The sequence below is a fragment of the Bacillus sp. JS genome, assembly GCF_000259365.1.
Classification (GTDB): Bacteria; Bacillota; Bacilli; order Bacillales; family Bacillaceae; genus Bacillus; species Bacillus stercoris.
The window spans coordinates 1,414,717-1,440,575 of sequence record NC_017743.1 but is presented as its reverse complement, the minus strand read 5'-3'; the positions used below and the strand labels follow the sequence as shown (position 1 = coordinate 1,440,575).

The window sequence follows — 25,859 nt, the reverse complement described above, 5'->3', positions numbered from 1 at the left end:
ATGAAAAGCTGGAAAGTAAAAGAAATTGTCATCATGTCCGTTATCAGTATCGTATTTGCCGTTGTTTATTTATTATTTACACATTTCGGAAACGTGCTTGCAGGTATGTTTGGGCCAATTGCCTATGAACCGATTTACGGCATTTGGTTTATCGTTTCGGTCATCGCCGCATACATCATTCGAAAACCGGGTGCGGCGCTCGTTTCTGAAATCATTGCCGCTCTCGTTGAGTGCCTGCTGGGAAATCCGTCTGGCCCGATGGTCATCGTCATCGGCATTGTTCAAGGACTCGGGGCTGAAGCTGTATTCCTTGCAACACGCTGGAAAGCATACTCTCTCCCTGTCCTTATGCTGGCCGGAATGGGATCTTCAGTAGCCAGCTTTATCTACGATCTCTTTGTTTCTGGCTATGCAGCCTATTCATCAGGTTATCTGCTCATTATGCTTGTGATCCGTCTCATTTCCGGCGCGCTCTTGGCAGGCCTTCTCGGAAAAGCCGTCAGCGACTCTCTCGCTTATACAGGTGTGTTAAACGGAATGGCACTCGGAAAGGAACTGAAAAAGAAACGGAAGCGGGCGTCAGAACATGCAAGCCTTTGACGAGCTTCTGACAGTTGACCAGCTCAGCTTCTCTTATGAAGAAGACGAAAAACCGGTTTTTCAAAATATTTCGTTTGAGCTTCAAAAAGGAGAATGTGTTTTATTGCTAGGCCCCAGCGGGTGCGGTAAAAGCTCGCTCGCCCTATGTTTAAACGGTCTATATCCGGAAGCTTGCGACGGCATTCACTCCGGACATGTCTTTCTATTTCAAAAGCCGGTCACAAACGCTGAAACCACCGAAACGATTGCTCAGCATGCCGGGGTCGTTTTTCAGGATCCTGATCAGCAGTTCTGCATGCTGACGGTGGAGGACGAAATCGCTTTCGGGCTGGAAAATCTGCAGATTCCAAAAGAAGAAATGACAGAGAAAATCAATGCCGTATTAGAAAAATTACGTATTACCCATTTAAAAGAAAAAACGATATCCATCCTTTCAGGAGGACAAAAGCAGAAAGTGGCTCTCGCCTGTATTTTGGCGATGGAGCCTGAGCTTATTATTTTAGATGAGCCGACTTCTCTTTTAGACCCTTTCTCAGCGCGGGAATTCGTTCATCTGATGAAAGATCTTCAGCGGGAAAAAGGTTTCAGCCTCCTGGTCATTGAGCATCAGCTTGATGAATGGGCGCCTTGGATTGAAAGAACGATCGTGCTCGATAAATCAGGCCAAAAAGCGCTGGATGGCCTGACGAAAGATCTATTTCAGCACGAAGCGGAGACACTAAAGAAATTGGGCATCGCAATTCCAAAGGTCTGCCATCTGCAGGAAAAGCTGAGTATGCCGTTTGCTTTATCAAAAGAAACGCTGTTCAGAGAGCCCTTTCCTGCCGGGCGTGCTGAAAAGAAGCCAACTCCTTCTGGAAAGAGTGTGCTCGAAGTCCGCAGCCTTTCGTTTGCGAGAGGACAACAAACGATTTTCGAAGACATCAGCTTTTCATTGCACGAAGGCTCTTTGACAGCGCTTGTCGGCCCGAACGGCACTGGAAAATCGACGCTCTTATCTGTTCTGGCCCGTCTTATGAAACCGCAAAGCGGCAAAATCCTTCTCTATGATCAGCCGCTGCAGCAATATAAAGAAAAAGAATTGCGTAAACGAATGGGATTTGTTTTTCAAAACCCTGAACACCAATTCGTCACCGATACGGTGTATGATGAGCTGCTGTTCGGCCAGAAGGTAAATGCTGAAACTGAGAAAAAAGCGCAACACCTGCTGAATCGTTTCGATCTTGCCCATTTGGCTGATCATCATCCGTTTGCGGTCAGCCAAGGGCAAAAACGGCGACTGAGCGTTGCTACCATGCTCATGCATGACGTAAAGGTTTTATTATTAGACGAACCAACTTTTGGACAGGACGCCCGCACGGCGGCTGAATGTATGGAAATGATTCAGCGTATTAAGGCAGAGGGAACCGCTGTCCTCATGATTACACACGATATGGAGCTAGTCTCTTCGTATGCTGACAGCGTGCTTGTGCTTCACAATACAGGCTTGGCCTTTAATGGATCTCCAGTGCAGTTGTTTTCTCAAGAAACAGGGCTTGCCCAAAAAGCAAAGCTCACCCTACCCCTTCTATATGAATGGATGGCATATCAAGAGGAGGTGCGCGATGAAGCAGCCGTTACATCTCATTAATCCAACCGTAAAAGCGGCGGCGGTTTTTTGTTGTGTCGTCATGCTGTCGTTTATTTACAACCCTTACACTCCGGCGTGTTTTTATATCATCATCGTTGCGGGTGTTCTATTGGCGGCCGGAATCCCATTGAAAAAATGGTTGTTGTTTACGATTCCGTTTTTGATTTTAGCATTCGGATGCGTATGGACAGCCGCCGTTTTTGGAAAGGTGCCGACAACACCCGATAATTTTTTGTTTCAAGCAGGCCCTATCTCCATTAACAGCGATAATGTGTCTGTCGGCATCTCATTGGGCTTTCGTATTTTGTGCTTTTCCGCCTTATCGATGATGTTTGTTTTTACGACCGATCCAATTTTATTTATGCTGAGCCTTGTCCAGCAGTGCAGGCTCTCACCAAAGCTCGCGTACGGTGTCATTGCAGGCTTTCGCTTTCTTCCGCTGTTAAAGGATGAGGTCCAGCTGATCCAGCAGGCTCATAAAATCAGAGGAGGTGCAGCGGAGAGCGGCTTCATAAATAAAATCAGCGGGTTAAAACGATATACCATACCGCTATTGGCAAGCGCCATCAGAAAAGCAGAACGGACAGCGCTTGCGATGGAATCGAAAGGTTTTACAGGAAGCAGAAACCGGACATATTACAGGATGCTGTCCGTGAACCGGCGCGACTGGGTGTTCTTTTGCCTCGTTCTCTTATTATTCGCGGGATCTTTTCTCGTATCTTTATGTTTCGCATCATAAAAAAATCCGCTATCTGAGATAGCGGATTTTTTTATTGATGATAGTTTAATGCTTGGGCAAGATTGGTTTTAATGGTAATATTCGAAAAGTCAATTCCCAGCTGTACAGCGGTTTGCGCAATCTCAGGCCTGATTCCTGACAGGGTTGACCGGACACCGATCAGATTGAGCGCCTCAATCAATTTAAAAATCTGGTGCGCCACCATCGTATCCACTACCACAACACCTGACAGATCGATTAACAGATGCTCCACGCGTCTTTTTGCACAAGCCTGAAGCGTGTTTTCCAGAATAAACTTGGCCCGTTCGGTATCGATGTCACCGACAAGCGGCAGCAGAGCTGTTGATTTGCTCAGGGTAATGATAGGTGAGCTTAATTCCAATATCATTTCTCTCTGGGCGTTTAATTGCTGCTTAGCATTCATTTCAGCGTGATCAACGAATGTATAAATGGTGAAATCAAATACTTTTACAATCAAATCAGCCCATTTTTGCTTCTCTCCCGGTTCAAATGCTGACTCATTTTCTTCTGCGAACTTCTCAAAATACTTCGTATATAATCTCCGGTTTCTCATAAACTCTCGAATGACATACTGAACCGGTGTGTCGAGATGCTTTTGATCATTCGTCAGCTCAATGACCCACTCTTGAAATTCTTCGAGAAATTGTTTTTCCGGTAAAACATACATGTAATTCAGATGCCGGTAAAATTCTCTGTCCTGCTCTTTCAATTCTTCCGTTACTGTTGCATTATGTAAGGCGTAAAGCGAATTCGGATCACTTTCCTCCATCGTTTCTATCCATTCCTCGGCCATTTGCTCCACATGTTCTGAAAAAAACGCATATAATTTTTCATTCAGTTTCATCACACTGCTCCTTTCCCCAACACCATTATAACTTGACTGCCAGCTAAATCCCAGTCATACACGCTGAAGCCATCCAATATTTTGAAAATTACTAATTCTTTGGTGTGTATCCTATTTTTTCAAAATGCTTCAAATGGCTCTGTCCGATCGGTTGTTTTTTTCATATAATATGAGGCAACACCCTTGAATCCACTTGAAAGCATAAAAAAGGAGGGCTTTTTTATGAATGGTGAAATCCGCTTGATCCCGTATGTGACGAATGAGCAGATCATGGATGTAAACGAGCTTCCTGAGGGCATTAAAGTGATTAAGGCGCCAGAAATGTGGGCAAAAGGGGTAAAAGGCAAGAATGTAAAAATTGCTGTATTGGACACGGGATGCGACACGAGCCATCCAGATTTAAAAAGCCAAATCATTGGCGGAAAGAACTTCACGGATGATGACGGCGGCAAGGAAGATGCGATTTCCGACTACAACGGACACGGTACACACGTCGCCGGAACGATTGCAGCTAATGATTCAAACGGAGGCATTGCCGGAGTCGCGCCTGAGGCAAGCCTATTGATTGTGAAGGTTCTTGGCGGCGAGAACGGCAGCGGACAATACGAATGGATCATCAACGGCATTAACTACGCGGTGGAACAGAAAGTCGATATCATCTCAATGTCCCTTGGCGGACCAAGTGATGTGCCGGAGCTGGAAGAAGCCGTGAAAAACGCGGTCAAAAACGGAGTGCTTGTCGTGTGTGCAGCGGGAAATGAGGGTGACGGCGACGAACGCACAGAAGAGCTTTCCTACCCTGCGGCTTATAATGAAGTGATTGCAGTTGGATCTGTTTCTGTAGCGCGAGAATTATCAGAATTTTCTAACGCTAATAAAGAGATTGACCTTGTAGCACCAGGAGAAAACATCTTATCCACTCTTCCCAACAAGAAGTACGGTAAGCTTACCGGCACTTCAATGGCTGCCCCTCATGTCAGCGGTGCGCTTGCTTTAATCAAAAGCTATGAAGAAGAATCATTTCAAAGAAAGCTTTCAGAATCTGAAGTTTTCGCACAGCTAATCCGCAGGACACTTCCTCTTGATATTGCAAAAACGCTGGCAGGCAATGGATTCCTGTATTTAACAGCTCCTGATGAGCTCGCAGAAAAAGCAGAGCAATCACATTTGTTGACCCTATAAAATTATTTTTCTTATATAATATGCCACAAATCATGAAAATAAAATTTCAAATTCTATGTTGACAATGAATTTGAATTACTGTTAAGATTACCAACAAATGATTCAACTTTTCAAAAAATTAATAACATTTTCTCTTATCGAGAGTTGGGCGAGGGATTGGCCTTTTGACCCCAACAGCAACCGACCGTAATACCATTGTGAAATGGGGCGCACTGCTTTTCGCGCCGAGACTGATGTCTCATAAGGCACGGTGCTAATTCCATCAGATTGAATCTGAGAGATGAGAGAGGCAGTGTTTTACGTAGAAAAGCCTCTTTCTCTCATGGGAAAGAGGCTTTTTGTTGTGAGAAAACCTCTTAGCAGCCTGTATCCGCGGGTTAACGAGAGTGTTTTACATATAAAGGAGGAGAAACAATGACAACCATCAAAACATCGAATTTAGGATTTCCCAGAATCGGACTAAACCGAGAATGGAAAAAAGCACTTGAAGCGTATTGGAAAGGCAGTACTGATAAAGATACGTTTTTGAAGCAAATTGACGAACTATTTTTATCCGCAGTAAAAACACAAATTGACCAGCAGATTGATGTTGTGCCTGTTTCTGATTTCACACAGTATGACCATGTACTCGACACAGCCGTCAGCTTCAACTGGATCCCGAAACGGTTCAGACATTTGACTGACGCTACCGATACATACTTCGCTATCGCCCGCGGAATCAAAGACGCTGTATCCAGTGAAATGACAAAATGGTTTAATACAAATTACCATTACATCGTTCCGGAATATGACGAGAGCATTGAATTCCGTCTGACACGAAATAAACAGCTCGAAGATTATCGCCGTATCAAAGAGGCATACGGTGTTGAAACAAAGCCTGTGATTGTCGGCCCTTATACATTTGTTACGCTTGCTAAAGGCTATGAACCGTCTGAAGCAAAAGCGATCCAAAAACGCCTTGTGCCATTATATGTACAGCTTTTGAAAGAACTTGAAGAAGAAGGCGTAAAATGGGTTCAAATTGATGAGCCGGCGCTCGTTACCGCTTCTAGCGAAGATGTCCGCGGCGCAAAAGAATTATTTGAAAGCATTACAAGTGAGCTTTCATCCTTGAATGTGCTTTTGCAGACGTATTTTGATTCTGTTGATGCTTATGAAGAGCTGATCTCTTACCCAGTTCAGGGAATCGGCCTTGATTTCGTTCACGATAAAGGTAGAAACCTGGAGCAGCTCAAAACACATGGCTTTCCGACAGACAAAGTGCTGGCAGCCGGCGTTATCGACGGACGCAATATTTGGAAAGCAGATCTTGAAGAGCGTCTCGATGCCGTTCTTGATATTCTCAGCGTTGCAAAAGTTGATGAACTGTGGATTCAGCCTTCAAGCAGCCTGCTGCATGTTCCAGTAGCGAAACACCCCGATGAGCACTTGGAAACAGATCTATTGAACGGATTATCCTACGCAAAAGAAAAGCTGGCCGAGCTGACAGCTTTGAAAGAGGGATTAGTATCAGGAAAAGCGGCGATCAGCGAAGAGATTCAGCAGGCTAAGGCTGATATCCAGGCGCTTAAACAGTTTGCAACAGGCGCCAATTCTGAACAAAAGAAAGAGCTTGAGCAATTAACTGATAAAGACTTCAAGCGTCCTATTCCGTTTGAAGAACGTTTAGCCCTGCAAAATGAATCTCTCGGCCTTCCGCTTTTGCCGACGACAACGATCGGCAGCTTCCCGCAGTCTGCTGAAGTGCGGAGCGCGCGCCAAAAATGGCGGAAAGCTGAGTGGTCCGATGAACAGTATCAAAACTTTATCAATGCGGAAACAAAAAGATGGATTGATATTCAAGAAGAATTAGAGCTTGATGTCCTTGTTCACGGCGAATTTGAACGGACAGACATGGTCGAATACTTCGGTGAAAAGCTGGCCGGTTTCGCCTTCACTAAATACGCTTGGGTTCAATCATACGGATCACGCTGTGTACGCCCGCCAGTCATTTACGGAGATGTTGAGTTTATTGAACCGATGACAGTGAAAGACACAGTCTATGCACAGTCATTGACTTCCAAGCATGTGAAAGGGATGCTGACGGGACCTGTTACAATCTTAAACTGGTCTTTCCCTCGAAACGACATTTCGAGAAAAGAAATCGCCTTCCAAATCGGGCTTGCGCTTCGCAAAGAAGTTAAAGCGCTTGAAGACGCAGGCATCCAAATCATTCAGGTCGATGAACCAGCGCTGCGTGAAGGCCTTCCATTGAAAACCCGCGATTGGGATGAGTATTTGACTTGGGCGGCAGAAGCATTCAGATTAACCACTTCTTCCGTGAAAAACGAGACGCAGATTCATACACATATGTGCTACAGCAACTTCGAAGATATCGTTGATACGATCAATGATCTTGATGCCGATGTGATTACAATCGAACATAGCAGAAGCCACGGAGGATTTTTAGATTACTTAAAAGACCACCCGTATTTGAAAGGGCTTGGCCTTGGTGTATATGACATTCACAGCCCTCGTGTGCCGTCAACTGAAGAAATGTACAACATTATTGTTGAGGCGCTTGCCGTCTGTCCGACTGACCGCTTCTGGGTAAATCCGGACTGCGGATTGAAAACAAGACAGCAGGAAGAAACGGTTGCCGCATTGAAAAACATGGTTGAAGCTGCAAAGCAGGCGAGAGCACAGCAAACACAGCTAGTATAAAATAGAAACTATCTGTCTTTGGCAGATGGTTTTTTCTATTAGAAAGCGGAAATCGGTTTCCGATGCTTCCCGTCCCCTTCTATTAATATTTTGGCTGTTCCATTTTCATCAAATTCCACAAGGCTCAATGATGTATCATGTATGTAAGCAGAATTCCATATGTCATGAACGCGTCTTCCCTTTATGATATTTAACAGCATTAATATAAAGACAGAATGGGTAACCAAGAGAACACTACCGGAAGAATGGCTGTCTAAAATAGTTTGGAGAGCCAGCCTTACCCGGTTTTCAAAGTCAAAAAACGTTTCACATCCCTGCTGGCGATAAGCTTCGGGATAATGAAAATAAGCATGAAAAAGATCTGGTTCGTCCCTTTCAATATCTTCTTGTTTTTTCCCTTCCCATGAGCCCAGTGACATTTCTCTGAACATATGATCTTTAACCAGCGGGAGCCTCCGCGATCCCAGTACGGTTTTTGCTGTCTCTTCTGTCCGCTTGCTCGGGCTGATGTATACCTGATTCAATTCAATATCCTTCAGACGCTCCCCAAGAGCGCGGGCGTTATACAGTCCAAGTTCTGTTAAATCAGAATCCAGCCAGCCCTGCATCCGTTTTTCCACGTTCCATTGGGTCTGTCCGTGCCTGGCAATATATAAATGCAGCATCATTACCCCTCCTCTTTTCTCCTCTTATCTTAGCAAATCCCCCAAATACTTTGTTTATTTTGCACTTTTTTGAGAATGTTCTTTGCCCCTTTTTCGGCTATACTTATAACACTCAACTGACAGGAGGGTTTGGGATGAATCATAAAAAGTTCTTAAAGCGGGCTGTCGATCTTGCTCGTGATGGGGTGAATGCAGGTATCGGCGGGCCTTTTGGAGCTGTTATCGTGAAAGACGGAGCCATTATTGCAGAGGGCCAGAACAACGTCACAACAAACAATGATCCGACTGCCCACGCGGAAGTTACAGCTATTCGGAACGCCTGTAAGGTGTTAGGGGCATACCAGCTTGATGACTGCATTTTGTATACGAGCTGTGAACCATGCCCAATGTGCTTGGGCGCCATCTACTGGGCCCGGCCGAAAGCCGTTTTCTATGCAGCGGAGCATACAGACGCCGCCGAAGCCGGGTTTGATGATTCATTCATTTATGAAGAAATTGATAAACCCGCTGAAGAAAGAACAATTCCCTTTTATCAAGTGACTCTGACAGAGCATTTAGCCCCGTTTCAAGCATGGCGAGATCTTGCCAACAAGAAAGAATATTAAAAGGATCAGGCATGCACGGCCTGATTCGTGTTATTTCTTCAAGTAGCCGCTATGACCCAAAACAGCAGTCATATACGCCAATTCAGCACGGCAGACACCGCACCAGCTGCCCGCTTCACCTGTAACTTATTCAAACGCTGTGACCGCTTCTCTGACGTTTTATCAATAATTTGTGCCCCACCCCTATTCCATTCCGCATCAATTCATCATGTATAAGTCTAAATCCATTTATAAGACATGTTTCAGACCTCGAAAAGATCACACCCGCTATGTTTGCTTCCACACAAAAAACATCCTGAGAGTCTCAGGATGCCGGTTATTATTTTAATTCTAGTTTCACATCAACATTTCCTCTGGTTGCCTTGGAGTAAGGGCAGAATTCATGAGCGGCGTTGACAAGCTCTTGTGCCTTTTCCCGGTCTAAATCTTTCGTGTTCACAACAAGTGTGACACCGATTTTAAAGCCGCCGTCGCTCTCATCCTTCATGAGGCTGACCTGCCCTTCAATCTCCGAATCAATTTCGATATTTTGCTCTTTGGCCACATGTTCGAGCGCGCCGCCGAAGCATGCAGCATACCCTGCTGCAAAGAGCTGTTCCGGATTGGTGCCGGTTTGTCCTTCTTTTTTCGCGTTTGGCATCACAATATCAAAATCAAGAACACCGTCATCTGACTTAATATGTCCTGCCCGTCCGCCTCGCGCGGTTACTTTTGCTGTAAATAATGCCATTTGTATTCAGCCTCCTTATTTATATCTAGTTGTTATATTTCCCTTTCTGATCTTTTTAAACATGCTATGTTTGCCGAGAATAGGAAAAGTGAAGTTTTTCAGATACAATAGAATCGAATGACAAAAAGAGTTGGTGAACAAAATGGAAAATAAATTTGATCATATGAAATTGGAGAATCAGCTTTGTTTTTTGCTATATGCGAGTTCGCGGGAAATGACAAAGCAATACAAGCCGCTGCTTGATAAGCTGAATGTAACATACCCTCAATATTTGGCTTTGCTTTTGTTATGGGAACATGAAACACTTACTGTCAAAAAAATGGGCGAGCTGCTGTATTTAGATTCAGGGACACTTACTCCAATGCTTAAACGAATGGAACAACAGGGTTTGATTACGAGAAAAAGATCTGAAGAGGATGAGCGATCCGTGTTGGTCAGCCTGACAGAGGACGGGGCGTTATTAAAAGAAAAAGCGGTTGACATTCCAGAGACGATTCTAGGGCTCTCAAAGCTATCTGGAGAGGATCTCAAACAGTTAAAGTCCGCTCTATATACATTGTTGGAAACACTTCATTAAAAAAATTGAGGATGCCCTGTGCGGGGCATCCTCTTTTTATTTATTCAACAACTTCAAGCGTCACTTCAATATTTCCGGAGGTTGCTTTTGAATACGGGCAGACGCCGTGCGCTTTTTTCACAAGCGCCTCCAATTCTGATGCACTGACTCCTTCTCCTTTTACTTGCAGCGTCACACCCAGCTTATAGCCCTGGTCCGCTTCATCCTTTAACAGGCTGACATTCGCTGTAACCTCTGTCTCTACTTTTACCCGTTCTGTTCTTGCGACAAGCTGCAATGCACTGTCAAAGCAAGCTGCATAACCCGCTGCAAAGAGCTGCTCTGGATTTGTCGCTTTTTCTAATTTCTTTGCTCTTGGTGTTCCCGGCATTGCGACATCAAGCTCAAGAACGCGGTCTGATGAAATGACCTTTCCTTCTCTTCCTCCTACCGCTGAAACAGTTGCTGTAAATAATGGCTGACTCATTTTTTTATCCCCCTAATATCTTTTGTACAATTAAATTGTACACAATGCATTTTGTAATGTCAATTTTTTGCCGCATAAAAAAAGCTTATCCCGTAACGAGATAAGCTTCTGTATCAAATATTTCCCCGCTATTCGCGGATTTGCCCAGTTCCTTTAATGATGTATTTAGTAGAAGTCAGTGCAGGAAGCCCCATTGGCCCTCTTGCATGAAGCTTTTGCGTGCTGATGCCAATTTCGGCTCCATAGCCGAATTCAAAGCCATCAGTAAAACGGGTTGACGCGTTATGATAGACAGCGGCAGCATCGACAGCCGTTTGAAAATAAGCCGCGTTTTTGTCATTTTCAGTTAATATCGCTTCAGAATGATTGGTGCCGTATTGTTGGATATGCTTCACAGCTTCTTGGACGTTCTCAACCGTCTTTACGCTGAGGACAGGCGCTAAAAATTCAGTTTCCCAATCTTCTTTTGATGCTTGTTTGCTTGAAGGGTGAAGTTCACATACAAGTTCATCACCGCGAATTTCAACTCCCGCGTTTTCCAGCTGGGCCAGCAATTCTTTCCCGTGCTGTCTTGCCCATGCCTTGTGAATCAGCAATGATTCAATCGCGTTGCATACGGAAGGCCGCTGCGTTTTGGCATTTACGACAACCTTTTCTGCCATTTGCGGTTTAGCCGTTTCGTCGATGAATATATGGCAGTTTCCAGCTCCCGTTTCTAATACAGGAACTGTTGATTCTCTTACAACGAGATCAATCAGTTTCTTGCCTCCGCGCGGAATCAATACGTCTAAGCCATCATTTAACGTAAAGAGCTCTTTTGCTGTCTCTCTGCTCGTATCCTCAATCAGCTGCACAGCGTGAATCGGAAGCGCTGATTGCTCAAGTGCTCTGTGAATGACACTGACAAGCGCTTTGTTGCTGTGGATGGCTGAGGAGCTCCCCCGCAGAACAACCGCGTTCCCTGTCTTCAGGCAAAGGGTAGCCGCATCAACTGTGACGTTTGGCCTCGCCTCATAAATCATTCCTACGACACCAAGCGGCACACGGATTTTTTCAATAAACAGGCCGTTTTCTTTTTCAATCGTTTCAAGAGAGTCGCCGACCGGGTCCGCTAAGTCGATTAAGAGCTCCACCGCGTCCGCGATATCGCGTATACGTTTCTCATCCAGCGTGAGACGGTCAATGATGTCCGGTGTTAAACCATTCTCTTTTCCGTTCTCAATGTCTTTTGCATTCTCCGCCAAGAGAAAATCCAGTTCTTTACGGAGTCCGTTTGCAATGAGACTGAGCGCCTCATCCTTCTCGACTGTTGTTTTCATGATCATTTCGGCTGCTGCTTCTTTCGCCTGCTTCGCTTTTACAGAAACTTCACTCATTTTTCCGCCTCCTAGTCTTTTACATTGACCCAGTCATTCCTATGAATAACCTCAAACGTTTTCTCAAAATCAAGTTCGTCACTTCGTTTGCCTTTAGCCTCCATAATCTCCTCGGAGGAGTAATGAGTTTGGCCTTTGCCGATCACGCCGCCCGGTCCCCTGACTTCCACAACCGCCCCTTTCGGAAAACTTCCGTTAACGCCCACAACGCCAGCGGGCAGCAGACTGCTTCCGTTATGGATCATCGCCTCTTCGGCACCCGCATCAATGATGATTTCTCCAGATATCGGAGAGTGGAACTGAATCCACTGCCTCGTGTTGTTAACCGAAGACAGTTCTTTGTCTCCGATATAAGTGCCGTCTCCCCTCCCGTCTAAAATGTCCGCAAGTTTTTGCGCCCCGCTGCCTGTTCCAATGAACACTTTCACTCCCAGAGACAGCGCGGTTTGTGCGGCTAACAGCTTTGATTTCATTCCGCCGGTGCCGACCTTTGATCCGGCTGAACCTGCATATCCAAGCATTTCAGGTGTGATCTCCGGCAAATAATCAAATCGTTTCGCCTCAGGATTTTCATTCGGATTGGCATCATACAGTCCGTTGATGTCGGTGAGAATCATAAGCTGGTCTGCGTGAATCAATCCGCTGACTAATGCAGAAAGCATATCATTATCTCCGAAAGTCAATTCTTCAACAGATGTAGAATCGTTCTCGTTGATAATCGGAATGACGCCCCGTTCTAATAATTCCATTATCGTAGCATACGCGTTTCGATACCGTTCTCTTTTCGAAAAATCATTTCTCGTTAAAAGGATTTGTCCCGGAGTCAATGAGTATTGTTTAAATTGATTCATATATTGCTGCATTAACAGTGTTTGTCCGACCGCGGCTGCCGCCTGTTTTCCTTTGATGGTAACGGGGCGGGACGGATAACCGAGGCTTGAAAACCCCGCCGCTACGGCTCCCGAGGTAATCAGGATCATTTCATGCCCCGCTTTTTTCAACACGGAAATGGCTTGAACATGCTCTCTGATTTTTGCCTCATCAATGCTCCCTTTGCTATTCGTGAGCGAACTGCTTCCTATTTTCACTACTATTCTTTGTTTTTTCATTTATTCTCCTCCGCGGCTCTTCTACAATAAAAAAACCCATTTCATCCTGATTCATAAGGACGAAATGGGTTTCCGTGGTACCACCTTGATTGAACGCGCTTGTGCACGCTCCGCTCTCCTGTAACGCCAGGTTATGCGCCTAGGTTTTCCCCCTAAGACTCCAAGGCAGGTTCGGCAGGTTTCATGCGGCAAAATGTTTCAGCGGGTCATTTTGCTCTCTGTCACAGAAAGGTCTGCTTACTAATCCTCTTCAACGCTCAATGATTTTTTTATATTATGCAAAGAAAAGAGACACTTGTCAAGGTTTTTTGTGATCAAAAATAGCCCGCATTGCGCGGGCATTTTGCGGTCTAGTTAAAGACGATTGTTTTATTTTCATGAACGATGACGCGGTCTTCCAAATGCCATTTCACAGCACGGGCAAGCACGCTGCGCTCAATTGTTCTTCCGATGTTTTTCAACGCTTCCGCATTATCGCGGTGGTCTACGCGCTCAATATCCTGTTCAATGATCGGCCCTTCATCAAGATCGTTTGTCACATAGTGAGATGTCGCACCGATCAGTTTCACGCCGCGCTCGTAGGCCCGTTTGTACGGATTCGCACCGATAAAAGCAGGCAGGAATGAGTGGTGGATATTGATGATGCGATTCGGATGAGCCGAAACAAAATCAGGAGTTAGAATCTGCATATAGCGTGCGAGCACGATTACATCAATATCGTACTGCTCCAGCAGTTCAAGCTGCTTCTTTTCGACTTCCGCTCTGATGTCTTTGTTCGCTTTCATATAGTGGAATGGAATGTTCAGGCGCTCAACCAGCTCTCTCGCTTCCTCATGGTTACTGATGACAACAGCGATCTCCGCCATAAGGTTGCCGGTTTGCCATTCCCAAATCAGCTCATGCAGGCAGTGAAGCTCCTTCGAAACAAAGATGGCGACGCGCTTCAGCTCGCTTGCCAATGTTAAGCTCCAGGTCATGTCGAATTTTTCCGCAACAGAGGCAAACGCCGCTTGAAGGGATTCTTTTTTCTCACGAATGCCCGCACAGTCGAATTCGATTCTCAGGAAGAACCGCCCGCCTTCAGGGTCTGTCGTATATTGATTTGATTCTATAATATTAGCGCCGTGTTCAAATAAAAACGCGGAAACCGCGGAGACGATCCCCGGCTGATCGGGACAGCTGACCAAAAGGCGTCCTTTATCCTCATTTCCGTCACGGTAATCGTCCATCCGCTGAGTCATATATGATTTCATGAATAATCCCTCTTATCTTTGTAAGTCTAAACTATTTATCCATTATACTGAAGATTTGATAAAAATCAATTTATGACAAAATTTTTAAACCAACCGCTGAGCATAAAATCAACGCGATAAAGAAAATCCGTTTGGCGTCTTTTTGCTCCTTGTAAAAGAGGATGCCGACAAGCGCCCCGCCGGCGGTGCCAATCCCTGTCCAGACCGCGTAAGCCGTTCCCATCGGAATGGTTTCCATTGCGTACGACAGCAAGGAAAATGAAGCGGCAAAACCAACAATGATCAACAGCACCCATTTCACGCTTTTTTCCTTCGCATATTGATTCATAAGGGCCACGCCGGCCATTTCTAAACAGCCCGCGCACAGTAAACTGATCCAGTGCAGCATTATGCCCCTCCTCCTTTTTCCTCTGTCTCATCCTGTGTCACAAGCTTCAATCCGATGACACCGATTAAGAGCACGCCAATTAACAATAGCTTCGGCCACCCAATTGGTTCATGAAACAGAATAATTTCACTAAGTACCGTTCCCGCTGTGCCGAGTCCGGTAAAGACGGCGTATACGGTACCGACAGGCAGACTATGAGTTGCTTTTATTAGAAGATAAAAGCTGAATATGATGCCGATGGCAGTGCCGCTCCATGTTAAGGCTGAGTCAGCGTGCTTTAAGCCTATCACCCAAACAACCTCGAAAACAGCGGCAAGCACGACCAATCCCCATTTCATTTGAGTCATTCCTTTCTATCTATTAAGATTCTCCGAAAACAAAAAAACCCCGGACAGTCGACTCATAATGAGCTTGACTCTCCCGGGCTTTTTTCCCTCCGTGTGCATACGCGCTTCTATTTACGCGTATGTGTTTTCTCTCGGACCAGTCCATGTCCATTGACATGCGGAACCCTAGAAAACTTTACATGATATCATGATACTAAACTCAGCTCTATCTTTCAATTGTAAGATTTTCTTTCATAAACAGCGATCGGTTTATTCCATTTTCTGATCGTTTTGCTGTAATGCATGCCGATTTTCTCCGCTACCCGTATGGACGCTTTGTTACCCGGATCAATCAAAGCTGCCATTTTGCCGAACTGCCGCTCGTTAAAGCCATAGTCCAGACAGGCCCGAGCCGCTTCTTGCGCATAGCCGTTCCCCCAGTGGCGGCGGGCAAACATATAGCCAATTTCCATTACTGTTTGATTTTCGATCTGCTGTGGTACGATGCCGCATTGTCCCAAAAAATCCCCTGTCCGCTTATCTTCGGCGACCCACAGACTGATGCCGTACCCTTTTTCATTTCGTTTGTTCCAATTGATCCACTCGCGGGTTTGCCTCTTATCTTTTAAACCGGAGTAATATTTCATGACGTCAGGATCGTTAAAAAGTTCAAACAAATAGGCTTGATCCCGATCTTCCATACAGCGCAAACGAATTCGATCGGTTACAAGCTTCGTTTTAGTGCTCATATTTCGCCACATCCTGCTTCCATTCTTTTTTGAGGGCTTCAATATGTGCTTGATGATAGCGGCTATGATCTGCCATATGCCAAATGCCCCACCGTATGGTCGCGGTGTCACCATCGTAAGAAAGCGGCTGATGCAAATCATTTTCAGTTAAGGTGTAACAAACCGATTTCAGCTCGTTTACCACATGCTGATGTCTTTTCAGGAGTTCATCTAATCCGGGTTGATTCTTCGGTTCAGGCAGCTGTCCGTTTTGATCTGTCATCGGGCCGTATGCCTGTTCAATATGATTCGGTATCCGATTCCCCTTGATCCGCCAGACCCATCTGATATCAACATTTGCGATATGGTGCAAAAGCTGAGCCGTGCTGTTTTTTGTTTGGCAGCGCCCCTTATAGTAAAGTTCACTGTGCGTCATGTGGCTTACAATAGAAGCCAGACGGAGACTGTTTTCTTCCACTGCGGAATATAGCAGACTGACCGTTGGTGCCATATCGTTTCTTATGAATAAGTCCTTCATGTTCAGCTCCCCTCCTAACTAGGTACATTTGACACCAAACAAAAATTCCCTTTAAAAAAGAAAAAAGCTCTCATTATAATAGAGAGCCATCTTAGTTGTTATTTCCCGGTTTATATAAATAAGGATCATGCTGGGGTTCATTCGAGGTATTTAAATCAAGGGATATATCGCCGCGCGCATTCATCGTGCCAAGGGTGATTGAAGACAGCAGTTTCGGGCTGTACCCTTTTTCCTCAAGCTTCTCAAACAGCCAGGATCGGTTTTTTTGGAGATATTTCAAATTATGATCAAGGATTTCGCCGTCCAGTATGAGCGGAATCGGGATAAAATTCCGTTCAGCTTTCATATTCAAATCCCGCACCTGCACCGCTCTCGCTTCCTCTTTTGGAATAACGCTTACTTCTCCCGTTTCTTCAATGATGGCAAGATCAATGTCAGCCGGATCGGCATAGCCCTTTTCCCTCAGCTTTCCGAGCAGTTCATTAATAGTCAGCCTTTCTTTACGGAGGCCGCGTTCATCAATATCCCCGTTTCGGATCAAGACAGTTGGGCTCACGACCAGGAGCCATCGCCATTTATTAGATAATGAGAGCTTGCTCATTATTAGATAAAGCACCAAAAAAGCGCCCGCATAATAAATTGACATCGGCAGCTTGGATGTTAGGATCGGCTCACTGATGATGGTTCCGATTGCGAAGGTCAAAAGCAGATCAAAATTGTTCATTTGTGACACAGCTTTTTTACCGGCAAGCCGAAACAAAATATATGCAATCGAAAATACGATAACTGGCTTCAGTAAAAATACCCATACCATCCATAACACCGATCTTTACCTCCATCCGCTGATCATATTGAGCCTATTGTGCCCCGTGGCAGACCCTCTATGCATGCCTTTTGTCCAATAGAAAGTGACACCGATTGGAGGCGCAATATGAAATATCAGAAGACGAATTCACATTGGCCCTGCGATCTGCCATCGGCTCCCCAGCCCGCGAGCTATCAGCAACAGCAAACACTTGACAGGCTGGTCGGTTTAGAGCTAAGGATGGAGCAGCAGAGCGATTGAGGTAAACAATGAAGGCTGAGAACAATGCAAAACCGTGTATGCACAAACGGCGGCGGGTCAGTGATTGTCCGGATGTAAACCGGCGCTTGTCCGCCTTCTTCTCTCTCAATAAAAAACTCTTCTCTGAAAGGAGAAGAGTTTCGTGTTTAAACGGACTGTGCCAAACTTAATTGCGGGCCGAATAGCTCGTAATGGATAGACTCCGGCGCTGATCCGAGCTCTGATACAAGCTTATGCATTCCCGTAATAAACGACGGTGAACCGCAAATATAGTAATCTGCATCTGTGTTGGCAATCAGTTCTTTGAGGAATTGCTGATCAATCTGTCCTTCATGAAATTGAAGATCACCTGCACGGTCTTCCTCTGTCGGCTCGCGATACACAAATGCAGTTTTAACAGCAGTATGTTTTGCGGCTTCTTCTACCTCATGACGCAATGCGTGATATTCACTGTTTTTCGCCGCATGAATGAACAGAATTTGCCGTTCAGGCTGTTTGGAAACAGATGTTTTCAACATGCTGATCATTGGTGTAATGCCAACTCCGGCACTAATCAAAACGAGATCTTTCTGTGATGCAGGATCTAAAACAAAGTCCCCTGCCGGTGCGCTGATCTCTATTGAATCTCCCTCCTGAAGCCCATCATGTAGATAGGAAGACACGACACCATCTTTTTTTACTGAAATTCGATAATAGTCTTTTCCCGGCATATCAGACAGGCTGTATTGGCGGATATGCGTATATTCAGAATCAGGAATCCGAACTTTTAGGCTGATGTACTGCCCCGCTTGGAATTCAGGTAACGGCTTGCCGTCTTCCGATTTCAAATAGAAGGATGTAATTTCTTTGCTTTCCCGCTCTTTTTTCGCGATGACGAACGGCTTATACTCTTTCCAGCCGCCGGCTTGCTCTTCCGCCTGTTCATACATTTCTTTTTCAATTCCGATGAACGCGTCAGCAATGACTCCGTACGCTTTCTCCCATGCCTGCATAATGTCAGGGGTTGCAGCATCTCCCAATACATCTTTAATGGCAATCAGCAAATATTTACCGACGATCGGGTAGTGTTCAGGCTTAATTCCAATACTGCGGTGCTTGTGGCCGATTTGTTTGACAACTGGAATAATATTTCCTAACTGATCAATATTTGCCGCAGCTGCAATAACGGCATTTGCCAATGCAGTTCGCTGTGTTTTTTTCTTTTGGTTTGTTTGGTTAAAAATGTTCAAAAGCTCTGGATGGTCTTGAAACATCCGATCGTAAAAACGGCCAGTGATTGTTTCTCCATGCTGTTGCAATACGGGTACAGTGCTTTTAATAATTTCGATTGTTTTGTTATCTAACATTGTATAAACAATCCTTTCGAAAAGATGTATTTAGAATATATCTTTAAAATACATGATCTTACGAATAAAAGATATATCTAAAATGAATCTTTAATAAAGTTGTCACAAAATTATCAATTTAACATGACATTTGTTGCTTTTTTATAGAATCCCCTAGCAAAAACGGACTAACCATTGTAATAATCACCATTGAAAAGTACAAAAAAAACCCAAAACAACTTATGTTTTGGGTTTAACGTTCACCAAGGCTTATCAGTTCCGAGCGCATTTGCAAGCGCCTGGCTGTGTTTCTTGCGGTTCTTTCGTTCATTAGCGCGTTGTACAGCTGTATTATGCAGCATGATTTCTTCTTCTGTTTCCGGTACAACTCTCGGTACAGGCACCGGCTTGCCATTTGAATCTAATGCGACAAATGTCAAAAAGGATGTGGCAGCGAGTTCCCGTTCGCCAGTCATCAAATGCTCCTTAATAACTTTCACAAATACTTCCATGGAAGATGTGCCGACCCATGTCACATACGACTCTAGGCAGACAGAATCCTTTTGCCCGATCGGTTTTAAAAAATCTACAGAATCCATTGAAGCTGTTACGGTTTCACGTCTGCAATGGCGCGCCGCAGAAATTGAGGCAATGTCATCGATGTAGCTCATTAATTTTCCGCCAAACAGCGTATTATGGTTGTTCGTATCAAGCGGGAACACCCTGCTGGTTTTTACAACCTTTGACTCTTTACAAAATCTTGTTTCCGGTGTTTCCATACCTTTCTCCCCTTTGATGTCTGATCTTTTAGCTAAATGCACTTATATTCTCCTATTAAACAATATTCTCTTCCATTTGTCTAAAATTTAAAATGGTTTAATGATTTTCATGATGAGGGAATAATAAATGTATTCTTCACACTTTAGGAGGAAAAACAAATGGACGTATCCATCCCGAAATCTCAGCACAAAACGGTATGCCGAACGGAATACGGCACACTTCAGAAAGTGGTTTTATGCAGACCTGAGCACATGACCATAAAAGATGTCATAAACGAAACACAAAAACATTTTGAAGATGACAATATTCATGTGAAAACCGCCAACGATCAGCACAGCCGCTTAGTGGAGGCACTCAGGTCACACAACGTTGAGGTCATCCTGTTGCCCGTTCGCGACGGACTCCCAGAACAGGTTTTTACTAGGGATATAGGGTTTGTCATCGGAGAAAAAGCCTTTCTGTCGAGCATGACTGAACCGATTCGCCAAGGAGAAGAAGCCGTTATAAAAAATTTATTTCACAGCCAAGGTATCTCTTACACCCGTATGCTTGATACAAGCATTGAAGGCGGGGATGTCATTATCGATGGTGACACCGTATACGTCGGAATCAGCCAGCGCACCGACATTTCAGCCATCGGCCAGCTGGAAGAGGCACTTCCTGAGTACACGATCATTCCAGTAAAGCTGCATGAAAAATTTTTGCATTTGGACTGTGTTTTTAACATTGTATCTGAAAGCGAAGCGTTAATTTATCCTCAAGCACTTGAGCCAGAGGCAGCTGATATGCTGGCAAAACGTTATAACCTTATTGAAGTGCCCGAGGACGAACAATTTACGCTTGGCACCAACGTCCTTTCAATCGGGAGAAAAACGATCATCAGCCTCCCTGGCAACCAACATGTCAATCAAGAGCTATCAAAAAGAGGCTACCACATTATCGAAATTGACCTGTCAGAAATCATCAAATCAGGCGGCTCCTTCAGGTGCTGTACACTGCCGCTGATTCGCGGCGAATGAAGAATCTTCCCCTTTTTCATGTTTTGAACAGCTTATTTTATCAAGATACGTTAATATAGAGGTGACATCATTTTTAAGGGGGAAATCGCATGACAAAATACATAGGATATGTCGGAACATATACAAAAGGCGGAAGCGAAGGAATTTATTCATTTGAGCTTGATACTGAGAAAAAAGCACTCAGCGAGCCAAAGCTTGCCGCTAAGCTGGGCAACCCGACATATGTGACGCCGAATAAAAACAACACCATCCTTTATTCCATCGAAAAAGCAGACGGCCAAGGCGGAGTTGCTGCCTATCAAATCAATAAAAACAGCGGCGAGTTGACATTTCTGAATCATCAGTTAATTGATGGCCCTTCTCCATGCCACGTAAGCGTTGATGATCAAAATCAATTCGTACTGACTGCCAATTATCACAGCGGGAAGATACACGCGTTTCCGGTTCAGGAAGACGGCAGCTTGCAATCACCTGCTTCTGAAGCCGCTCACACAGGAAAAGGGCCGCACGAAAGACAAGAAAAACCGCATACACACTACGCAGGGTTCACACCTGAACACAATTATGTCGTAGCGGTTGATTTAGGTACAGATAAGCTGTACACCTATAAGCTGAAAGACGGCGTATTGGCTGAATCCGGAAGCCATTCCTTCGCTCCCGGTACAGGGCCTCGCCATATCGCTTTTCATCCGAAAGAAAAATATGCTTATGTGATGACAGAATTAAGCAATGAAGTGATTGCGCTTGAATACAATCCGACAGCCGGTGAATTTAGAGAAATCCAGGTCGTTTCTGCCATCCCTGATGATTTTACGGATAACAGCCAGGGAAGTGCAATTCATGTCACACAGGACGGACGCTTTGTTTACGTCGCAAACCGCGGCCACGACAGTATCGCCGTATTTGAAGTGAATCAATATTCAGGAGAGCTGGCTTTCATAGAAAGAGTTTCGACAGAAGGAAACTGGCCTCGTGACTTTGTATTTGACCCAACGGAAGGGTTCCTCGTTGCCTCAAATGAAGAAACAGGCAGCCTTGTCCTGTTTGAAAGAGACAAAGAAACCGGCAGATTGACACTGCTTCCATCAACTGTTTCTGTCCCTTACCCGGTTTGTGTGAAATTTTTACATCAAGCATAAAAGCAAAGACTGGCTCAGGAGCCAGTCTTTTTTGTCTATCTCACCTTTTCTCTCGTCTCAGCAGTTCGATACAAATGGCAAGCGACAAAGCGGCCGGGTTCGATTTCTTGAAGCTGGGGACGGGATTCCCCGCATTCAGGCATCGCCTCCGGGCAACGGGTCCGAAACACGCAGCCGCTCGGCGGATTGACTGGGCTCGGCAGCTCCCCTTTCAAGAGAATACGCTCACGATTGTCCTCCAATTCGGGATCCGGAATCGGAATCGAGGATAAAAGCGCCTTTGTATAGGGATGTAGCGGCTCACGATACAAAGTGCCGCTCTCTGTAATTTCCATCATGTGCCCTAAGTACATGACACCGATCCTGTCACTGATATGCTTCACCATCGAAAGATCGTGGGCAATAAATAAAAATGTGAGCCCTTTTTCTTTTTGAAGCCGCTTCAGCAGATTGACCACCTGCGCTTGAACCGAGACATCAAGAGCAGAAATCGGTTCGTCCGCCACGATAAATTCAGGATTCAGCGACAGTGCTCTCGCAATCCCGATTCTCTGTCTTTGCCCGCCGCTGAATTCATGCGGATAACGGCTGCCAAAATCGGAGTGAAGCCCAACTGCCTCAAGGAGCTCGTCCACGACGAGAAGCCGCGCTTTATGGGTATTGTAGAGATTGTGAATCTCCATCGGCTCCAAAATAATTTCTCGAACGGTCATGCGCGGGTTCAATGAAGCATAGGGGTCCTGAAAAATCATCTGCAGTTTGCGGTTGAAGGCAAACTGCTCTTTTTCACTTAGTGCATGAAGATTTGTGCCGCGGTATACCACACTTCCTTCTGTTGGCTGATAGAGGCGCATCAGCACTCTCCCCAAGGTTGATTTACCGCACCCTGATTCCCCGACTAGCCCGAACGTTTCTCCTTCACGAATCTGAAAGGTAACCCCGTCGACGGCTTTGACTGTCCGCTTTTTCCCTGCGTCAAAATGCATTTTTAGCTTGCTGACTTCTAACAAAGGCAGTGGCGTCATTTGTCTCCCTCCTTATTCTGAAAAACAGCGGCGCACCGCACAAAGTTCTTTTTCATAGATTGTTTCTTTTAATGTAAGGATTTCGATTGATTTTCCCGTCTTTGGAGAATGAAGCATTTTCCCGCCGCCAACAGAGAGACCGACGTGATGAATCGCTCCTTTTCCTTCCTCATAAGCAAAAAACAGCAGGTCACCAGCCTTCATATCATCAAGCGGGACATCCTTCCCCCCCTTAGCCTGATCTCCCGCATCACGGGGGATGCGGTATCCATTGGCCTTAAATATACTGTACATAAACCCGGAGCAATCAAACCCAAACCCGCTGATCCCTCCCCACAGGTAGGGAAGGCCAAGAAAAAACGCCCCCGTTTGAATGATGTCTTCAGCAGTCCCTTTCTGTTCGCTGACAGGCACTGCATCACTTTGCTTCACAAACCTTTCCCCAAAAACGGTCGAAACCTTAAAATATCCGTTTTCTTCTGCAATGAGGGGGAGAACTGTCAAAAAGCTCAATTCGATCTCCTTTTCTCCATTGCTTTTGTACAAAAAGGCAGCAGGTTTGCTGATCATCACATCGTGTTGTGAATGGATGGGCGCAGATTTTTCCAGCTGGTTCTTTTTCATCCAGCCCGGGTATCCGCGCGGATCCTTTCGGGATGGCTGGCTAGGCACGATCACAGAAACCCATTCCCCCTGTTCTGCTGTCACAAGTACCTTTTCGCCAAAGAGAACTTGAGTTTGGATTACATTGTCTGTACATAATCCAAGCCGTTCATCATACGTCATGCGCTCCAGCCAGTCTCTGATCCTTACAGTCGGTTGAAGCATGAATTGATCAGACAGACGCGGTGAATCAGGCGCTGTCCAGATGTTGGCCACTGCTGATATGACGGTGTGCATCATTGCTCTGTTTCCCCTTTCAAAAGCGCAGCCCCGGTGATTCCGAGACCCGGTCTGCCAGGCATTGAAATCGTGCTGCCGCTGTATGTTATACCGCCTTTGATGACATCTGTTTTCAGCATCAGCGGCGCGTCAAAATCAAAGCGTGTGATGTTTCTTTTGCTTGCCGCAAAATGAGCCGCGGCCGTAATGCCCAGCTTTGTTTCGATCATGCTGCCGACCATGCACTCCACCCCGCAGGCCTCCGCTATGGCATTGATTTTCTCAGCTCCGCTGATGCCGCCCGCTTTCATCAATTTAATATTGATCAAGTCTGCGCTTCGGGTTTGCAGAATTTCGAATGCCTGCCGCGGTGTAAAAACACTTTCATCAGCCATAATCGGTGTATCTGTCGCATCTGTCACCCTTTTAAGCCCTGTGAGATCATCTTTATGAACAGGCTGCTCGACAAGCTCAATGCCAAGGCCCGCATCCTCCATTTTCTGAATCGCAGTTACAGCCTCCTTCGGCGTCCACCCCTGATTAGCGTCTAAACGCAGTTTCACGGCTGATCCGACACGTTTTCTGATTTCCTGGATACGAGCGATATCTGTTGCGATATCATCTTTTCCGACCTTTATTTTCAGCGTTTGAAAGCCTTGTTTGAAATAATTCTCGGCAGCCGCGGCCATCTCTTCAGGTGAGTTGACACTGACGGTATAATCTGTTTCAAGCGCATCCCGGTATCCGCCAAGCATTTGATAAAGCGGCAGCCCGCACATCTGCGCCCAGCCGTCGTATAGCGCCATTTCCACAGCAGCCTTCGCGCTCATATTTCCTGTAAGAAGATGCTGGATGTCGTGCAGAATAGCCTCATAGCCCGACAGACTTTTTCCAAGCAATGCCGGCTTCAACACATGGTGGATGGCACTTTCAATGCTATCCATGCTGTCACCTGTAATCACGACCGTCGGCGGCGCTTCTCCCCATCCGATTGCGCCGCTGTCATAAGTGATCCTGACAATGACTGATTCAGCCGTATACACAGTGCGAAGCGCGGTTTTAAATGGCTTTGTCAGCGGGACGGCGATTCGGCTTGTTTCGATTCGAATGATTTTCATGTCTTCAGCGCCCCTTCTGAAACACCTGCCTCTATGACAACTGTTTTTTCTGCTGTATTCATAGAAGCTTTCGCACCGACCGGAACGGCAATACTTGGGGAGCAGTGGCCAATTTTAAATCCTTTCAGAGCAGGTTTTCCGGCTGTTATAATATAGTCTTCCAGCACTTGCTCAAGAGAGAGAGACTTCTCTCTCTTCACCGGGACACAATTGTGAAAATCACAAACTAAAATCCCCTCCGCTTCCGTCAGCTTCCCCGACATTTTCAGCTGATTTAGCATCCGGTCGATTTGGTAAGGCTCCTCGTCAATATCTTCAATAAATAGAAGCTTTCCTCTCGTATCAATTTCAAATGGCGTGCCCAGTGTAGACGTCAGCAAAGACAGATTTCCCCCGACAAGCTCACCTTCCGCTTTGCCGGGAACAAGCACGGTCAGCGGAGAAAGCTCTTCAGTATAGGTGAATTCCGTCTCCTGGAAGAGCTGCTTATATGACGCTTTTGTCAGCGGGTGAACGTCGTCAAGGCCAATATCCGAGCTAAGCATCGGGCCATGGAAGGTGATAAGACCTGTGTTTTGATGAATGGCAGTATGTAAAAACGTAATATCGCTGTATCCCCAAAAGATTTTAGGGTGTTTGCGGATTAAGTTGAAATCAATGCCCGCGGCGATACGTCCTGTCCCAAACCCCCCGCATGCGCACAGCACTGCTTTCACCTCCTCGTCTCTGAACATCTCATGGAGATCCGCCAGCCGCTCATCATCCTGTCCCGCTAAATAACCGTGCTGGTTTTTCAGTGCCTTGCCCAACTTCACCTGAAGACCGAGCTCTTCTAAAAATAAAAGCGCGGTGTCAAGCTTTTTTGGATCCGGCGGGCTTGCGGGCGCGATCACTCCGACTGTATCACCCTTTTTCAGCGCTTTCGGCTTGTGATTCAACGGAAACACTCCTTTCATTTGCTCTGCACCCTACGTATACGTGCAAGAAAGAGAAAAAATACCGCTCCTTCGCATAAAGAAGCAGTA

The 25,859-nt window shown here is 45.6% G+C and carries 27 protein-coding genes, 1 pseudogene and 2 riboswitches; of the genes and pseudogenes, 10 read left to right on the top strand and 18 right to left on the bottom strand.

All coding sequences use genetic code 11. The features are described 5' to 3' along the window. The 3 genes from MY9_RS07330 to thiX are packed head-to-tail and all read left to right on the top strand — an operon-like array spanning nucleotide 1 to nucleotide 2,969. Nucleotides 1-600, top strand: coding sequence for an ECF transporter S component (locus MY9_RS07330; RefSeq protein WP_014663711.1), 600 nt, complete (start codon nucleotides 1-3; stop codon nucleotides 598-600). Next, nucleotides 587-2,230: an ABC transporter ATP-binding protein gene (locus MY9_RS07325; RefSeq protein ID WP_014663710.1), complete on the top strand. Its 1,644-nt coding sequence runs from the start codon at nucleotides 587-589 to the stop codon at nucleotides 2,228-2,230. Before MY9_RS07330 ends, MY9_RS07325 begins: the two co-directional genes overlap by 14 nt. Continuing rightward, nucleotides 2,205-2,969, top strand: coding sequence for an HMP/thiamine ABC transporter permease ThiX (gene thiX / locus MY9_RS07320; RefSeq protein WP_014663709.1), 765 nt, complete (start codon nucleotides 2,205-2,207; stop codon nucleotides 2,967-2,969). Before MY9_RS07325 ends, thiX begins: the two co-directional genes overlap by 26 nt. Before the next feature lie 31 nt (nucleotides 2,970-3,000). Here thiX and rsbRB read toward each other — a convergent pair whose 3' ends face one another. Next, the gene (gene rsbRB / locus MY9_RS07315; RefSeq protein WP_014663708.1) at nucleotides 3,001-3,834 is read right to left on the bottom strand and encodes an RsbT co-antagonist RsbRB; all 834 of its coding nucleotides are present in this window, start codon (nucleotides 3,832-3,834) and stop codon (nucleotides 3,001-3,003) included. Nucleotides 3,835-4,056: 222 nt separating this feature from the next. Here rsbRB and isp point away from each other — a divergent pair, with 222 nt between their 5' ends. Both isp and metE read left to right on the top strand, forming a co-directional pair. After that, entirely contained in the window at nucleotides 4,057-5,016 is a 960-nt protein-coding gene (gene isp, locus MY9_RS07310) for a serine protease Isp (protein ID WP_014663706.1), read from the top strand. 131 nt (nucleotides 5,017-5,147) lie between these two features. After that, a riboswitch (SAM riboswitch) is annotated at nucleotides 5,148-5,303 on the top strand. A gap of 127 nt (nucleotides 5,304-5,430) precedes the next feature. Next, on the top strand, nucleotides 5,431-7,719 hold the full coding sequence (metE, locus tag MY9_RS07305) for a 5-methyltetrahydropteroyltriglutamate--homocysteine S-methyltransferase (RefSeq protein WP_014663704.1): 2,289 nt from the start codon (nucleotides 5,431-5,433) through the stop codon (nucleotides 7,717-7,719). Between the two features lie 38 nt (nucleotides 7,720-7,757). On the opposite strand, the gene MY9_RS07300 is transcribed toward metE, so the two are convergent. Beyond that, the gene (locus tag MY9_RS07300) at nucleotides 7,758-8,384 is read right to left on the bottom strand and encodes a histidine phosphatase family protein (RefSeq protein WP_017695093.1); all 627 of its coding nucleotides are present in this window, start codon (nucleotides 8,382-8,384) and stop codon (nucleotides 7,758-7,760) included. A gap of 134 nt (nucleotides 8,385-8,518) precedes the next feature. Here MY9_RS07300 and MY9_RS07295 point away from each other — a divergent pair, with 134 nt between their 5' ends. Beyond that, the gene (locus tag MY9_RS07295; RefSeq protein ID WP_014663702.1) at nucleotides 8,519-8,989 is read left to right on the top strand and encodes a nucleoside deaminase; all 471 of its coding nucleotides are present in this window, start codon (nucleotides 8,519-8,521) and stop codon (nucleotides 8,987-8,989) included. Nucleotides 8,990-9,308: 319 nt separating this feature from the next. On the opposite strand, the gene MY9_RS07290 is transcribed toward MY9_RS07295, so the two are convergent. After that, nucleotides 9,309-9,719 carry an organic hydroperoxide resistance protein gene (locus tag MY9_RS07290; RefSeq protein ID WP_014663700.1) on the bottom strand — a complete coding sequence of 137 codons (411 nt, stop codon included), beginning with the start codon at nucleotides 9,717-9,719 and terminating at the stop codon, nucleotides 9,309-9,311. A gap of 142 nt (nucleotides 9,720-9,861) precedes the next feature. Between MY9_RS07290 and ohrR the strand changes: the two genes are divergently transcribed. Continuing rightward, nucleotides 9,862-10,296, top strand: coding sequence for an organic hydroperoxide resistance transcriptional regulator OhrR (ohrR, locus tag MY9_RS07285; RefSeq protein ID WP_014663699.1), 435 nt, complete (start codon nucleotides 9,862-9,864; stop codon nucleotides 10,294-10,296). Between the two features lie 40 nt (nucleotides 10,297-10,336). On the opposite strand, the gene MY9_RS07280 is transcribed toward ohrR, so the two are convergent. From MY9_RS07280 to MY9_RS07240, 9 genes are all read right to left on the bottom strand, one after another. Further along, nucleotides 10,337-10,762: an organic hydroperoxide resistance protein gene (locus tag MY9_RS07280; RefSeq protein WP_014663698.1), complete on the bottom strand. Its 426-nt coding sequence runs from the start codon at nucleotides 10,760-10,762 to the stop codon at nucleotides 10,337-10,339. 128 nt (nucleotides 10,763-10,890) lie between these two features. Beyond that, complete coding sequence (gene proA, locus MY9_RS07275; protein WP_014663697.1) at nucleotides 10,891-12,138, bottom strand: glutamate-5-semialdehyde dehydrogenase; 1,248 nt, start codon at nucleotides 12,136-12,138, stop codon at nucleotides 10,891-10,893. Between the two features lie 11 nt (nucleotides 12,139-12,149). Beyond that, nucleotides 12,150-13,247: a glutamate 5-kinase gene (proB, locus tag MY9_RS07270; RefSeq protein WP_014663696.1), complete on the bottom strand. Its 1,098-nt coding sequence runs from the start codon at nucleotides 13,245-13,247 to the stop codon at nucleotides 12,150-12,152. Between the two features lie 350 nt (nucleotides 13,248-13,597). Next, nucleotides 13,598-14,500 (bottom strand): formyltetrahydrofolate deformylase, encoded by a 903-nt coding sequence (gene purU, locus MY9_RS07265; protein ID WP_014663695.1) that lies wholly within the window; start codon nucleotides 14,498-14,500, stop codon nucleotides 13,598-13,600. A 70-nt stretch (nucleotides 14,501-14,570) separates the two neighbouring features. Continuing rightward, complete coding sequence (ykkD, locus tag MY9_RS07260) at nucleotides 14,571-14,888, bottom strand: multidrug efflux SMR transporter subunit YkkD (RefSeq protein WP_014476583.1); 318 nt, start codon at nucleotides 14,886-14,888, stop codon at nucleotides 14,571-14,573. Continuing rightward, nucleotides 14,888-15,226, bottom strand: a complete 339-nt coding sequence (gene ykkC / locus MY9_RS07255; protein ID WP_014663694.1) for a multidrug efflux SMR transporter subunit YkkC — start codon at nucleotides 15,224-15,226, stop codon at nucleotides 14,888-14,890. Before ykkC ends, ykkD begins: the two co-directional genes overlap by 1 nt. 77 nt (nucleotides 15,227-15,303) lie before the next feature. Then, nucleotides 15,304-15,415, bottom strand: a riboswitch (guanidine-I (ykkC/yxkD leader). 32 nt (nucleotides 15,416-15,447) lie between these two features. Beyond that, nucleotides 15,448-15,963 carry a GNAT family N-acetyltransferase gene (locus MY9_RS07250; RefSeq protein WP_014663693.1) on the bottom strand — a complete coding sequence of 172 codons (516 nt, stop codon included), beginning with the start codon at nucleotides 15,961-15,963 and terminating at the stop codon, nucleotides 15,448-15,450. Further along, nucleotides 15,953-16,480 carry a DinB family protein gene (locus MY9_RS07245; protein ID WP_014663692.1) on the bottom strand — a complete coding sequence of 176 codons (528 nt, stop codon included), beginning with the start codon at nucleotides 16,478-16,480 and terminating at the stop codon, nucleotides 15,953-15,955. The genes MY9_RS07250 and MY9_RS07245 overlap by 11 nt, the downstream gene beginning before the upstream one ends. Before the next feature lie 91 nt (nucleotides 16,481-16,571). Then, entirely contained in the window at nucleotides 16,572-17,303 is a 732-nt protein-coding gene (locus MY9_RS07240) for a DUF421 domain-containing protein (RefSeq protein WP_014663691.1), read from the bottom strand. Between the two features lie 108 nt (nucleotides 17,304-17,411). Here MY9_RS07240 and MY9_RS07235 point away from each other — a divergent pair. Then, nucleotides 17,412-17,624 (top strand): annotated as a pseudogene (locus tag MY9_RS07235) (hypothetical protein). 68 nt (nucleotides 17,625-17,692) lie between these two features. Here the strand turns inward: MY9_RS07235 and hmpA are convergent. After that, nucleotides 17,693-18,892 carry an NO-inducible flavohemoprotein gene (gene hmpA, locus MY9_RS07230; RefSeq protein WP_014663689.1) on the bottom strand — a complete coding sequence of 400 codons (1,200 nt, stop codon included), beginning with the start codon at nucleotides 18,890-18,892 and terminating at the stop codon, nucleotides 17,693-17,695. A gap of 239 nt (nucleotides 18,893-19,131) precedes the next feature. Further along, entirely contained in the window at nucleotides 19,132-19,650 is a 519-nt protein-coding gene (locus MY9_RS07225) for an acyl-CoA thioesterase (RefSeq protein WP_003232595.1), read from the bottom strand. Nucleotides 19,651-19,809: 159 nt separating this feature from the next. Between MY9_RS07225 and MY9_RS07220 the strand changes: the two genes are divergently transcribed. Beyond that, nucleotides 19,810-20,670, top strand: a complete 861-nt coding sequence (locus MY9_RS07220) for a dimethylarginine dimethylaminohydrolase family protein (protein WP_014663687.1) — start codon at nucleotides 19,810-19,812, stop codon at nucleotides 20,668-20,670. An 89-nt stretch (nucleotides 20,671-20,759) separates the two neighbouring features. Further along, a complete protein-coding gene (gene pgl / locus MY9_RS07215) occupies nucleotides 20,760-21,809 on the top strand; it encodes a 6-phosphogluconolactonase (protein WP_014663686.1) in 1,050 nt (349 codons plus the stop codon). 35 nt (nucleotides 21,810-21,844) lie between these two features. Here the strand turns inward: pgl and MY9_RS07210 are convergent, their stop codons facing one another. From MY9_RS07210 to MY9_RS07195, 4 genes are read right to left on the bottom strand one after another with little or no spacing between them, the layout of a single operon-like run. Then, on the bottom strand, nucleotides 21,845-22,834 hold the full coding sequence (locus MY9_RS07210) for an ABC transporter ATP-binding protein (RefSeq protein ID WP_014663685.1): 990 nt from the start codon (nucleotides 22,832-22,834) through the stop codon (nucleotides 21,845-21,847). A gap of 12 nt (nucleotides 22,835-22,846) precedes the next feature. After that, nucleotides 22,847-23,737 carry a gamma-D-glutamyl-L-lysine dipeptidyl-peptidase gene (gene eepC / locus MY9_RS07205; protein WP_014663684.1) on the bottom strand — a complete coding sequence of 297 codons (891 nt, stop codon included), beginning with the start codon at nucleotides 23,735-23,737 and terminating at the stop codon, nucleotides 22,847-22,849. Continuing rightward, complete coding sequence (ykfB, locus tag MY9_RS07200) at nucleotides 23,734-24,834, bottom strand: L-Ala-D/L-Glu epimerase (RefSeq protein ID WP_014663683.1); 1,101 nt, start codon at nucleotides 24,832-24,834, stop codon at nucleotides 23,734-23,736. Before ykfB ends, eepC begins: the two co-directional genes overlap by 4 nt. Next, entirely contained in the window at nucleotides 24,831-25,790 is a 960-nt protein-coding gene (locus MY9_RS07195; RefSeq protein WP_014663682.1) for a S66 peptidase family protein, read from the bottom strand. The genes ykfB and MY9_RS07195 overlap by 4 nt, the downstream gene beginning before the upstream one ends. Nucleotides 25,791-25,859: the final 69 nt, after the last annotated feature.